This window comes from Comamonas humi (genome assembly GCF_054782535.1).
Window position 1 is genome coordinate 207,759 of sequence record NZ_BAAGSH010000005.1, and the last position, 11,880, is coordinate 219,638.

The 11,880-nt window shown below is 69.4% G+C and carries 9 protein-coding genes; 5 read left to right on the forward strand and 4 right to left on the reverse strand.

All coding sequences use genetic code 11. The annotated features are described in order from the left end of the window. Positions 1-65 precede the first annotated feature (65 nt). On the reverse strand, positions 66-1,916 hold the full coding sequence (locus tag ACYVKR_RS05305) for an ABC transporter ATP-binding protein (protein WP_460479761.1): 1,851 nt from the start codon (positions 1,914-1,916) through the stop codon (positions 66-68). A gap of 215 nt (positions 1,917-2,131) precedes the next feature. On the opposite strand from ACYVKR_RS05305, the gene ACYVKR_RS05310 reads away from it, so the two are divergent. After that, entirely contained in the window at positions 2,132-3,286 is a 1,155-nt protein-coding gene (locus tag ACYVKR_RS05310) for an asparaginase (RefSeq protein WP_460479762.1), read from the forward strand. Positions 3,287-3,701: 415 nt separating this feature from the next. On the opposite strand, the gene ACYVKR_RS05315 is transcribed toward ACYVKR_RS05310, so the two are convergent. Beyond that, positions 3,702-5,099: an aminotransferase-like domain-containing protein gene (locus ACYVKR_RS05315; protein WP_460479763.1), complete on the reverse strand. Its 1,398-nt coding sequence runs from the start codon at positions 5,097-5,099 to the stop codon at positions 3,702-3,704. Between the two features lie 101 nt (positions 5,100-5,200). Between ACYVKR_RS05315 and ACYVKR_RS05320 the strand changes: the two genes are divergently transcribed. The 3 genes from ACYVKR_RS05320 to ACYVKR_RS05330 all read left to right on the forward strand — a co-directional run bounded on the left by ACYVKR_RS05320 (position 5,201) and on the right by ACYVKR_RS05330 (position 8,863). Beyond that, complete coding sequence (locus ACYVKR_RS05320) at positions 5,201-6,412, forward strand: MFS transporter (RefSeq protein WP_460479764.1); 1,212 nt, start codon at positions 5,201-5,203, stop codon at positions 6,410-6,412. Positions 6,413-6,482: 70 nt separating this feature from the next. Then, positions 6,483-7,997 carry an amino acid permease gene (locus tag ACYVKR_RS05325; RefSeq protein ID WP_460479765.1) on the forward strand — a complete coding sequence of 505 codons (1,515 nt, stop codon included), beginning with the start codon at positions 6,483-6,485 and terminating at the stop codon, positions 7,995-7,997. After that, complete coding sequence (locus ACYVKR_RS05330; RefSeq protein WP_460479766.1) at positions 7,994-8,863, forward strand: D-hexose-6-phosphate mutarotase; 870 nt, start codon at positions 7,994-7,996, stop codon at positions 8,861-8,863. The genes ACYVKR_RS05325 and ACYVKR_RS05330 overlap by 4 nt, the downstream gene beginning before the upstream one ends. Positions 8,864-8,924: 61 nt before the next feature. Here ACYVKR_RS05330 and ACYVKR_RS05335 read toward each other — a convergent pair whose 3' ends face one another. Then, complete coding sequence (locus tag ACYVKR_RS05335) at positions 8,925-10,367, reverse strand: NAD-dependent succinate-semialdehyde dehydrogenase (RefSeq protein WP_460479767.1); 1,443 nt, start codon at positions 10,365-10,367, stop codon at positions 8,925-8,927. Between the two features lie 163 nt (positions 10,368-10,530). On the opposite strand from ACYVKR_RS05335, the gene ACYVKR_RS05340 reads away from it, so the two are divergent. Then, on the forward strand, positions 10,531-10,971 hold the full coding sequence (locus ACYVKR_RS05340) for an energy transducer TonB (RefSeq protein WP_460479768.1): 441 nt from the start codon (positions 10,531-10,533) through the stop codon (positions 10,969-10,971). A 110-nt stretch (positions 10,972-11,081) separates the two neighbouring features. On the opposite strand, the gene ACYVKR_RS05345 is transcribed toward ACYVKR_RS05340, so the two are convergent. Continuing rightward, positions 11,082-11,867, reverse strand: a complete 786-nt coding sequence (locus tag ACYVKR_RS05345; RefSeq protein ID WP_460480075.1) for a Cof-type HAD-IIB family hydrolase — start codon at positions 11,865-11,867, stop codon at positions 11,082-11,084. Positions 11,868-11,880 lie beyond the last annotated feature (13 nt).

Genomic DNA, 11,880 nt, shown 5'->3' on the forward strand with positions numbered 1-11,880 from the left:
AATCGCTCATCCACCAAGCGCTGGCAGCTCTTGTTTTTGTATGGTGCGCCGCGCGGCGCAACGCCTCAGGCGACGTTCAACTCGCTCATGTCCTCGCCGAGGAAGCCGCCGCTCTGGTGCGCCCACAGCCGCGCGTACACGCCGCCGTGCTGCAGCAGCTGCTGGTGCGTGCCCTGCTCGACGATGCGGCCCTGGTCGAGCACGATCAGGCGGTCGAGCGCGGCGATGGTGGACAAACGGTGCGCGATGGCGATCACCGTCTTACCCTGCATCAGGCTGTCCAGGCTCTGCTGGATGGCGGCCTCGACCTCGCTGTCGAGCGCACTGGTGGCCTCGTCGAGCAGCAGGATGGGCGCATCCTTGAGCATCACCCGCGCAATCGCCACGCGCTGGCGCTGGCCGCCCGAGAGCTTGACGCCGCGCTCGCCCACCTGGGCGTCGTAGCCGGTGCGGCCCTTGAGGTCGGTCAGCGTGGCGATGAAGTCGGCCGCCTCGGCGCGCTCGGCGGCGCGGCGCATGTCGTCCTCGCCGGCATCGGGGCGGCCGTAGAGGATGTTGTCGCGCATCGAGCGGTGTAGCAGCGAGGTGTCCTGCGTGACCATGCCGATCGCGCCGCGCAGGCTGTCCTGCGTGACGTGGGCGATGTCCTGGCCGTCGATGCGGATCTGCCCGCCCGCCACGTCGTGGAAGCGCAGCAGCAGGTTCACCAGCGTCGACTTGCCCGCGCCCGAGCGGCCGATCAGGCCCACGCGCTCGCCGGGGCGGATGTCGAGCTGCAGGTGGTCGATGACCCGCTTGCCGTTGTCCTTGTAGGCGAAGCTCACGTTGTCGAACTCGATGCGGCCTCGGGTCACCGCCAGCGGCTTGGCGTCGGCCGCGTCGACGATGGTGCGCGGCTTGGTCAAGGTGTTGATGCCGTCCTGGATGGTGCCCACGTTCTCGAACAGGCCGGTCATCTGCCACATCACCCAGTGCGAATAGCCCATCAGCCGCAGCGCCATGGCGATCACCGCCGCCACCACGCCGGCGCTGGCCTGGCCCTGCGCCCACAGGAAGAGCGCCGTGCCGGTGGAGCCGAGCAGCAGCAGCGTGATCATCAGGTGGTTGGTGATCTCGAACTGGCTCACCATGCGCATCTGCGCGTGGCCGGTGGCCTTGAAGGCCTCCATCGCGTTGCGCGCGTACTCGGCCTCGCGCCGCGTGTGGGCGAAGAGCTTGACGGTGGCGATGTTGGTGTAGGCGTCGGTCACGCGGCCGGTCATCATCGAGCGCGCGTCGGCCTGCTCCTTGCCGATCTTGCCCAGGCGCGGCACGAAGTAGAAGCACGCCGCCACATAGGCGGCGAGCCACAGCGCGAATGGCACCATCAGGCGCCACTCGAAGCTGCCCGCCAGCACCAGGATGCCGATCATGTAGACGCTGACGCCCACCAGCACGTCCACCACCATGAACACCACTTCGCGCACCGACAACGCGGTTTGCATGATCTTGGTGGTGATGCGGCCGGCGAACTCGTCGGCGTAGAACGACATGCTCTGCCCCAGCATCAGCCGGTGGAACACCCAGCGCAGCCGCATCGGAAAGTTGATGGCCAGCACCTGGTGCATCACCATGGTGTGCAGGCCCAGCAGCACCACGCTGCTCAGCAGCACCGCGGCAATGCCATAGACCGTACCGCGCTGCTCGGCCCAGAAGCTGGCGGGCGAAACCTGGCCCAGCCAGTCGACCACATGGCCCATGATGGCGAACAGCACCGCCTCGTAGACGGCCAGCAGCGCCGAGGTGATGGTGAGCAGGCCGATCCAGCCGCGCATGCCCTGGGTGCAGGCCCACATGAAAGCGAAGAAGCCCGTGGGCGGCACGGTGGGATCGGCGGCCGGGTAGGGCGGCACGCGCCGCTCGAAGAACGAAAACACCGGATGACACTCCTTGTTGCAAAGCGCCCGGGCCGTCTATGCCGACGGCGGGCGCCATGGGGCAAGTCTATCCGCCGCCTGTGGCGGCTGCTGGCGCGGCGGCTGATTCCAGGAGCCAAAAAACGGCTTTGCCGCCCTGGCAACTAGGGCGAATCCCGAGAGGCGCCGCCCGGGGGCGTTCCTATGATGCTCGCCTTTCCTCTACGGAGTTCCCTATGTCTTCCCCCATTTCGCGCACCAAGCGCCTGCCCGCCCTGTCGGCGATCACCCTGGCGCTGGCCCTGGGCCTGAGCGCCTGCGCGCAGACCCCGGCGGCATCCCAGGCGGCCGCTCCCGCAGCGGCACCGGCGGCCACCGCTGCGGCGGCCCCGGCCCAGCAGGGCCAACGCAACGTGGTCGTGCTGGCCACCGGCGGCACCATCGCCGGCGCCGGCGCATCGGCGATGAACAGCGCCACCTACAGCGCCGCCAAGGTGCCGGTGGACAAGCTGCTGGCGGGCCTGCCCGAGCTGGCCAAGGTGGCGAATGTGCGCGGCGAGCAGGTGTTCCAGATCGCCTCCGAGAGCTTCACCAACGACAACCTGCTGGCGCTGGCCAAGCGCGTGTCGGCGCTGTCCAAGCAATCCGACGTGGACGGCATCGTCGTCACCCACGGCACCGACACGCTGGCCGAGACCGCCTACTTCCTGAGCCTGACGGTGCACACCACCAAGCCCATCGTGGTCGTGGGCTCGATGCGCCCGGGCACCGCGCTGTCGGCCGACGGCGCGCTGAACCTGGTGGATGCGGTGAGCGTGGCCGCTGCCAAGGACGCCGAGGGCAAGGGCGTGCTGGTGACGATGAACGACGAGATCCAGACCGCGCGCGACGTGAACAAGGACGTCAACATCAAGACCGGCGCGTTCCAGAGCCAGTGGGGCCCGCTGGGCATGATCGTCGAGGGCAAGAACTACTGGTTCCGCGCCCCGGCCAAGCGCCACACCATGCAGTCTGAGTTCAACATCGACAGCATCGGCACGCTGCCGCAGGTGGACATCGTCTACGCTTACGGCACGGTGCAGCGCACGGCGCTGGACGCGCTGGTGAACGGCGGCGCCAAGGCCATCGTGCACGCCGGCACGGGCAACGGCTCGGTCGCCGACCGCATGGTGCCGGCGCTGCAGGAGGCGCGCGGCAAGGGCGTGCTGGTGGTGCGCTCGTCGCGCGTGCCCTACGGCTTTGTGCTGCGCAACGCCGAGCAGCCCGACGACAAGTACGACTGGGTCGTGGCCCACGACATGCGCCCCGAGAAGGCTCGCATCCTGACCATGCTGGCGCTGACCAAGAATGCCAGCACGCAGGAGTTGCAGCGCATGTTCTGGGAATATTGATTTCCTGCACGCGGTGTAAGAGAGACGGGGCCTTCGGGGCTCCGTTTTTTATCCAGGCCGAGCGTAGCGACGGCCCGAATGGTTTGCCACCCCCTTCTGGCTGCGCCTGTGGCGGGGCGTTTGCGGGGTGGCATGCGCGTCGGAGCGCGCATGCTTCGTGAACTGACTCGCCGGGGATGTTCGAACGGAGCGCCTTGGCGCGCAGTGAGTTCCACGGCGCACCCCGCAAACGTCACGCCACAGGTTGCCCCAACGCCAAGGCGTTGGGGTCGCAGACAGCAGGGCGCCCTTCTTTTGCCTACTTTTCTTGGGCGACCAAGAAAAGTAGGTCGCCCGCCGGGGCGAGACCCGGCCTCCGGCAATAAAAAATATAGCTGCCCGCGCTTACCCCATAAGCCCCAGAGCCCAAAAACACTCAAACCCCAGGATCCGCCAGAAAAGCCACCGCGGCAGGCTCCGTCGCATACGCCACATTGATGCGCAGCCACGGGCTGGCCGCGCCGCTCGGCATGAAGGCCGACCCCGCCGACAGGCTGATGCCGCGGCGCTCGGCGGCCGCCACCAGCGTGGCAGAGTCCTCCACGCCCGGGCGGCGCGCCCAGACGAACATGCCGCCGGCGGGTTGGCCCCAGACCTCCCAGCCCGCCGAGGCCATCAGCTGCTGCACCGCTGCCTGCTGCCCTTCGAGCCGGCGGCGCAGGCGCTCGGCCAGGCGGCGGTAGCTGCCGCTCTCGACCATCGCGGCCACCACCTCCTCGGCGAAGCGCGACGACGCGATGCTGGTCAGCATCTTCACGTCCACCAGCGGGCGGATGAGGGCGGCGCTGGCGGCGATGTAGCCCACGCGCAGCGAGCACGACAGCGTCTTGGAGAAGCTGCCCAGGTAGATGACGCGCTGCAGCTGGTCCAGCGTGGCCAGGCGCACGCTGGGCTCGTCCTGCAGGTCGGCGTAGATGTCGTCCTCGACCAGCACGAAGTCGTGCCGCTCGGCCAGCTGCAGGAGGCGGTGCGCCGTGGCGGCCGACAGCAGGCCGCCCGTGGGGTTGTGGAACACGCTGTTGGCGAAGAAGGCCTTGGGCCGGTGCGACTGCAGCAGCTGCGCCAGCGCGTCCACGTCGGGGCCCTGCGGCGTGCGCGGCACCTCGAGCAGGCGGATGCCGTGCAGCTGCAGCAGGCCGAACAGGTTGTAGTAGCCGGGCGACTCGACCAGCACCTCGTCGCCCGGGCGCAGCAGGTAGCGCACCAGCAGGTCGAGCCCATGGCTGGCGCCGGTGGTCAGCACGATCTGCGACGCGGCCACGCCGAAGCCCAGGCGCGCGGCCAGCTGCTGCTGCAGCAGCGTGCGCAGCGCCGGGCTGCCCAGCGGGGTGCTGTAGTCGAACAGCGCCTGCGCCTCGCGCCGCGCGACCTGGCGGATGGCGGCGGCCAGCTCGTCCTGCTCGCGCCAGCTGTCGGGCAGCCAGCCGCAGCCGAGCTTGAGGGTGCCGGGCGCGTCGCGGAACAGGTGCCACAGCGCGCCGGCTACGTCCTCGGCCTGCTGCGGCGCCAGCGCGCCGCCGGCGCCGGCTGGGCCGGGTGGCGGCGGCTCCTGCACGAAATAGCCCGAGCCCTGGCGCGCCCGCACCAGGCCCTGGGCGCGCAGGCGCTCGTAGGCCTCGATCACGGTGTTGCGGCTCACGCCGCGCGCCTCGGCCAGCTGGCGGATGGACGGCAGCCGCATGCCGGCGCCGAGCACGCCCCGCGCCATGCGCGTGCGCAGGTCCTGTTCGATCTGGGCGACCAGCGGCAATGGCCGTTCGGTGGGGGCGGGCATGGGCGGACTCCAACTGTTCCGGCAAACCAGGGGCACGGTTCGGCGGATTGAGTCCAAAGTGTACCTGGCACAGTTGGGGCCTTGCCCGCAAGATGGACGCCATGAACGAGTTGCTGCATGGCGCCGCTGCGGCGCGCGGAACGGGGGCCCGGGTGCGGGCGGCCTGCCTGGCCTGGGCGCTGCTGACCATCACCGTGGGCGTGAACCTGCATGTGCCGCTGTACCCGGCGATCGCCGCGCAGGGCGGCCACGGGCTGGCGGCGACGACGCTGGCCTATGCCTGCTATGTGGTCGGCGTCATCCCGGTGCTGCTGCTGCTGGGCGGGCTGTCCGACCGCGTGGGCCGCCGGCCGGTGATGCTGGCCGCGCTCGCGCTGTCGGGCACGGCCACGCTGGTGATGGCGCTGTGGCCGCAGCTGCTGTCGCTGGCCCTGGCGCGCTGGCTGCTGGGCGTGGGCTCGGCGCTGATGTCGGCCACGGCGCTGGCCTACATGCACGAGCTGCTGGCCGGCGATGGCGCCGACACGGCCCGCGCCGCCAACTGGATCACGGCCAGCACCTCGCTGGGCTTCGGCTTGGGGCCGGTGGTCACCACGCTGACGATGGGCGGCCGCGAGACGCTGGTGCCGCCCAGCTACGCGCTGCATGGGGCGGCCCTGGTGCTGGCCGCTGCGCTGCTGGGGTGGCTGGCCCAGCCGGCGCAGGCCGCGCCGTTGCGGCCGGGCATGCCGGCCGCGTCCATGCTGCGGCTGCCGAGCTATCCGCCCGGGGCGGCGTGGTTCGGCTTCGCCATCCTGCTGGCCTGGGCGACCTCGGGGCTGGTGATCTCGGTGCTGCCGGCGGTGCTGGCGCGCCATGGGATGGCGGGCTGGTCGGGTGCGACCACGCTGCTGGCCATCAGCTGCGGGCTGCTTTTCCAGCCGGCGGCGCGCCGCTGCCCGCCGGCGCGGGCCACGGCCATCGGGCTGTGGACGCTGCTGCCCGCCTACGGCCTGCTGGCCTTCGGCGCGCTGCAGGGGCAACTCGGGTGCGTGCTGCTCGGTGCCCTGCTGGCGAGCAGCGCCTGCTACGGCTTTGTCTACCTGGGCGGGCTGGCAGGCGTGGCCGAGCGGGCCGGCGGCAACCAGGCGCGGGTGAGCGCGGGCTTCTTCGTGCTGGCCTATGTGGGCTTCAGCGTGCCGGTGGTCTTCACCGGCGCGGTGGCCGACCGCTGGGGGCAGGGCGCGGCGCTGGCGGCCTTCGGCGGCTTCCTGCTGCTGGGCGTGTCGGCCCTGCTGGGCTGGCGGCGCCGCCGGCCATCGCTGATGGGCTGAAAGGCGGCTCGCGGGCAGCTGGCGCCGATTCGCCAGATAATGGCCGCCCTCGAGTTTGTTTTTCAGCGGTATGCAGGGTAATTCGACCAAAAATAACGTCAAATCGTCAGAATCCAGTGGCGAATTGCGGCGCGACCTGAAGGCGCGGCACCTGTCGATGATCGCCATCGGCGGCTCCATCGGCACCGGGCTGTTCGTGGCCTCGGGCGCCACCATCTCGCAGGCCGGGCCGGGCGGCGCGCTGCTGGCCTATGCGGTGATCGGGCTGATGGTTTACTTCCTGATGACCAGCCTGGGCGAGCTGGCGGCCTACATGCCGGTGTCCGGCTCGTTCGCCACGTACGGCGCGCGCTACGTGGACGAGGGCTTCGGCTTCGCGCTGGGCTGGAACTACTGGTACAACTGGGCGATCACCATCGCGGTCGACCTGGTGGCCTCGCAGCTGGTGATGGGCTACTGGTTCCCGGACGTGCCGGGCTACCTGTGGAGTGCGCTGTTCCTGGCGCTGATGGTGGGTCTCAACGCCATCTCGGTCAAGGGCTTCGGCGAGGCCGAATACTGGTTCTCGGCCATCAAGGTGACGACGGTGATCGTCTTCATCGCGCTGGGCGTGCTGATGATCGTTGGCATCCTCAAGGGTGGCCCCGCGCCCGCGCCGTGGGCGAGCCTGGCGAACTGGACCACGGCCGAGGCGCCGTTCGCCGGTGGCTTCGCGGCGCTGATCGGCGTGGCGATGATCGTGGGCTTCTCGTTCCAGGGCACCGAGCTGATCGGCATCGCCGCGGCCGAGTCCGAAGACCCGGCCAAGAACATTCCCCGCGCCGTGCGCCAGGTGTTCTGGCGCATTCTGCTGTTCTACGTGCTGGCGATCGCCGTCATCAGCTCGCTGATCCCCTACACCGACCCGCAGCTGCTGCGCCAGGAGGTGGGCGACATCAGCGTGAGCCCGTTCACGCTGGTGTTCCAGAAGGCCGGCCTGCTGTCGGCCGCGGCGGTGATGAACGCGGTGGTGCTGACCTCGGTGCTGTCGGCCGGCAACTCGGGCATGTACGCCTCGACCCGCATGCTCTACACGCTGGCCCGCCAGGGCATGGCGCCGCGCCTGTTCGCGCGGCTCAGCGGCAACGGTGTGCCGCTCTACGCGCTGCTGGCCACCACGGTGGTGGCGGGCCTGTGCTTCTTCAGCTTCCTGTTCAGCCCGAACGCGGTCTACCTGTGGCTGCTGAACCTGTCGGGCATGACCGGCTTCATCGCCTGGCTGGGCATTGCGATCAGCCACTACCGCTTCCGCAAGGGCTTTGTCGCGCAGGGGCACGATCTGGACCTGCTGCCGTACCGCTCGTCGCTGTTCCCCTTCGGGCCGATCTTCGCCTTCGTGCTGTGCATGCTGATCACGCTGGGCCAGAACTACCAGGCCTTCCTGCAGGACCGCATCGACTGGGGCGGCGTGGTGGCCACCTACATCGGCCTGCCGGTGTTCCTGCTCGTGTGGTGGAGCTACCGCCTGGCCAAGGGCGCGCGCACGGTGCGCTACGCCGACATGCGCTTCGACGGCCATGTCGATGCGAACGGAGAACTGCGATGAGCCAAGCCTGGCAGCCGGTGCAGATCCAGGGCATTGCCGCGCTGCGCTACCAGTCGCCGCGCGGCGACAGCGTGGCCGTGGCGCTGCAGGGCGCGCAGGTGCTGTCGTGGCAGACCGCCGACGGCACCGAGCGCCTGTACCTCAGCCTGCGCTCGGCGGCCGACGGGCGCACCGCCATCCGTGGCGGCATTCCGGTGTGCTTTCCGCAGTTCAACCAGCGCGGTCCGCTGCCCAAGCACGGCTTTGCACGCAACCTGCCGTGGCAGGTCGTGAGGCAGGAGGCCGATGGGCTGGAGATGGCTCTGTGCAGCAGCGAGGCCACTCGCGCCTGGTGGCCTGAAGCCTTCGAGGCGCGCCTGTCGGTGGCGCTGGCGCCGGGCCGCCTGCGGGTGCGGCTGCGGGCCACCAACACCGGCGACCGGCCCTGGGCGCTGACGGCCGCGCTGCACACCTACCTGCGCGTGGCCGACATCACCCGCTGCACGCTGCAGGGCCTGCAAGGCCTGGCCTGCTGGGATGCGCTGGCCGACACCCGCTTTGCCGAGCCGCGCGAGCGCATCGCCTTTGGCGACGCACCGGGTGAGGGCTTCGACCGCGTGTTCTCGCTGCCGGCGGGTAGTGGCACGTGCTCGCTATTAATTGAGGAGCGTGCTGCGCAATCCACATCTGCCCTGGAGGTCAAAAACCTTCCAAACTCCACCGAGATCGTGGTCTGGAACCCCGGCGCGGCGCTGAGCGCCGAGCTGGCCGATATGCCCGACGACGGCTGGCGCTACATGCTCTGCGTGGAGGCCGCCAGCATCGACGCGCCCGTGGCGCTGGCGCCCGGGCAGTCATGGGAGATCGCGCAGGAGCTGGCGGTATAAAAGAAAAAAGGGCAGGCGCCAGGCCTGCCCTTTTGCTTGCAGCGGAAGTCGAGGCGCTTGCTTAAACCGCCGTGATCGACACCGCCTTGGAGTTCAGGTACGCCTCCATGGCCTCGGGGCCGCCTTCGCTGCCGTAGCCCGAATCCTTGATGCCGCCGAACGGGAACTCGGCCGTGGGCGTCGCGGGCTGGTTGATCCACACCATGCCGGCCTCGATGCCGTGCGACAGCAGCTGCACATTCTTGTACGAGCGGGTGTAGGCATAGGCGGCCAGGCCGTAGGGCAGGCGGTTGGCCTCGGCGATGGCGTCTTCCAGCCGGTCGAAGCTGCGCAGCGCGGCGATGGGGCCGAAGGGTTCGTCGTTGAACACCGAGGCGTCGAGCGGCACGTCCGTCAGGATGGTGGGGGCGAAGAAGTTGCCCGAGCTGCCCACGCGCTCGCCGCCCGTGGCCACGGTGGCGCCCTTGGCGGCGGCATCGTTCACCACCTGGGCCATGGCCGTGAGGCGGCGCGGGTTGGCCAGCGGGCCCAGCGTGGTGCCGTCGGCCAGGCCGTCGCCGAGCTTCAGGCCCTCGGCATGCTTGACCATGGCCTGCGCGAACTCGGCGCGGATGCTGCTGTGCACCAGGAAGCGGGTCGGCGAGATGCAGACCTGGCCGGCGTTGCGGAACTTGGCAGCGGACACGGCCTTCACGGCCAGCGCCACGTCGGCGTCCTCGGCCACGATCACCGGCGCGTGGCCGCCCAGCTCCATGGTCACGCGCTTCATGTGCGAGCCGGCCAGCGCGGCCAGCTGCTTGCCCACGGCGGTGGAGCCGGTGAAGGTCACCTTGCGGATGATGGGGTGCGAGATCAGATATTCCGAGATCTCGGACGGCGTGCCGTAGAGCAGGCCGATCACGCCGGGCGGAATGCCGGCGTCGACGAAGCACTGCAGCAGCGCGGCCGGCGAGGCCGGGGTCTCCTCGGGTGCCTTCACCAGGAAGGAGCAGCCCGTGGCCAGCGCCGCGCCCAGTTTGCGCACCACCTGGTTGATCGGGAAGTTCCACGGCGTGAAGGCGGCGATCGGGCCCACCGGCTCCTTGATGACGAGCTGCTGCACGTTGGCCACGCGGGCGGGCACGATGCGGCCATACACGCGCAGGCCTTCGTCGGCGAACCATTCGATGATGCCGGCGCCGGCCAGGGCCTCGCCCTTGGCCTCGGCCAGCGGCTTGCCCTGCTCCTGCGTCAGCAGGCGGCCGATGGCGTCGGCGCGCTCGCGCAGCAGGCCGGCGGCGCGGCGCATGATGGTGGCGCGCTCGATGGCGGGCAGGGCGCGCCAGGTCTCGAAGCCCTTCTGCGCGGCGGCCAGCGCGCGGTCCATGTCCGCCTTGGTCGCATGCGCCACCTTGCCGATGGCCTGACCGGTGGCGGGGTTCACCACGTCGATGGTGCGGCCGCCTTCGGCGTCGACCCATTCGTTGTTGATCAGCAATCGGGTATCGGGGTATGCGGTTGTCATTGCGTGTGTTTCCTTGGACAAGTCAGAGAAATGAGGAACAGGCCGGGACGGTATGATCGCCGCTGTTCACGCGCCTTGCCTTGCAAGCATTTGCAAGGCCTTTGCGAACCAGCGCCACGGGCATGGTAAAACAAGGCAGAGCGAGTCTATGGAAATGCACAAGATGACCACCCTTCACAAAAGTTTTTTGATCGCCGGCGTGCTGGCGGCCATGGCCCTGGCGGGCTGTGCCACCCAGGGCAACAAGGCCGCGGCCGAGGGCGATGCCGCCGCAACGCCGGCTGTCGCCGCGACGACACCCGCGCCCGCAGCCACCGCGGGCTGCGCCGGCAATGCCTGCGACGTGGCGCCGCAGCTGATCACCGGCGCCGCGCCGCGCTACCCCTTCCCCGAGGGCACGCAGGCGCAGCCGGCCAGCGTGCGCGTGCAGTTCGTGGTCAACACCGATGGCTCGGTGGGCGATGTGAAGACGCTGACCGCCACGTCCAAGGACATGGCGGGTGAGGTGGAACGCGCCGTCAAGCGCTGGAACTACCGCCCCGCCACCAAGGGCGGCCAGCCGATCAAGGTCATCCTGCAGCAGCAGTTCGATTTCAAGCCTTGATCCGGATGCTCTGAAAAGAGAAGCCGATAGCGCTTATTGCAGGCGGTTTTCAAATTGTTTTGATATGAAAACCATTGCTGATCAAGCGCTATCAGCTATTTTTTTGATACTCAGGCCGAGGCCGCGCACAGCCGCTCGGCCAGTTCGATGAAGCCCGCGCCGCGCTCCTGCCGCGTCACATAGCGCGGCAGATGCGCGAGCTGCGGCACGAAGCGCGCGATGTTCGCCACGCCGAAGCTGTTGGCGAAGGCCTCGAACATCAGCTGGTCGTTAGTCGAATCGCCGATGTAGCACCAGCGGTCCAGCTCGGCGTCCAACTCGCGCCCGAACAACTCCCGCACGATCCAGCGCGCGCCCTGCAGTTTGTTGTGTGCACCGAACCAGCCGTTGATGTGGATGCTGCTGACCGTGGCGTTCATGCCAGCCGCCTGCATCGCGCGCACGCAGGCGTCGATGTGCGGCTGCGGCATCTGCACGAACTCGCTGTGGTCCACCGCGATATCGCACTCGCGCCCCGCCGAATCCTCGGCCCGGCGCGCGCCGGGCACCGTGGCCTCGATGGTGGCCAGCACCTGCTGCATCGCGGCGAAGTTGCGCGTGCGCGTGGCCTCGTCCTGCTGGTAGAGCTTGTCCAGCGTGCCATCTGCGCGGCGGCGCAACGCCACGGCGCCGTTCTCGGCCACGATGGCATCCACCGGCCAGGCCTGGGCGAAGGGCACGCTCCAGCCCACCGGCCGGCCGGTGATCGGGATCACCGCCAGCCCGCGGGCCTTGAGCGCGGCGATGGCCGCGACCACCTCCGGCGGCACGGCGCCGTCGGTGGTCAGGGTGTCGTCGATGTCGGTGAAGAGGCCGATGATGCCGGCTGGAGGATTCCAGGCGCTGAGTGCTTGCATGGGGGAGGAGGAA

What these genes read in the sequence shown, in the direction of transcription:
- ACYVKR_RS05310 (WP_460479762.1), top strand. Translation starts at nt 2,132, where the DNA reads ATGTCTTCCCCCATTTCGCGCACCAAGCGCCTGCCCGCCCTGTCGGCG.
- ACYVKR_RS05315 (WP_460479763.1), bottom strand. Translation starts at nt 5,099, where the DNA reads ATGCCCGCCCCCACCGAACGGCCATTGCCGCTGGTCGCCCAGATCGAA.
- ACYVKR_RS05320 (WP_460479764.1), top strand. Translation starts at nt 5,201, where the DNA reads ATGAACGAGTTGCTGCATGGCGCCGCTGCGGCGCGCGGAACGGGGGCC.
- ACYVKR_RS05325 (WP_460479765.1), top strand. Translation starts at nt 6,483, where the DNA reads ATGCAGGGTAATTCGACCAAAAATAACGTCAAATCGTCAGAATCCAGT.
- ACYVKR_RS05330 (WP_460479766.1), top strand. Translation starts at nt 7,994, where the DNA reads ATGAGCCAAGCCTGGCAGCCGGTGCAGATCCAGGGCATTGCCGCGCTG.
- ACYVKR_RS05335 (WP_460479767.1), bottom strand. Translation starts at nt 10,367, where the DNA reads ATGACAACCGCATACCCCGATACCCGATTGCTGATCAACAACGAATGG.
- ACYVKR_RS05340 (WP_460479768.1), top strand. Translation starts at nt 10,531, where the DNA reads ATGACCACCCTTCACAAAAGTTTTTTGATCGCCGGCGTGCTGGCGGCC.
- ACYVKR_RS05345 (WP_460480075.1), bottom strand. Translation starts at nt 11,867, where the DNA reads ATGCAAGCACTCAGCGCCTGGAATCCTCCAGCCGGCATCATCGGCCTC.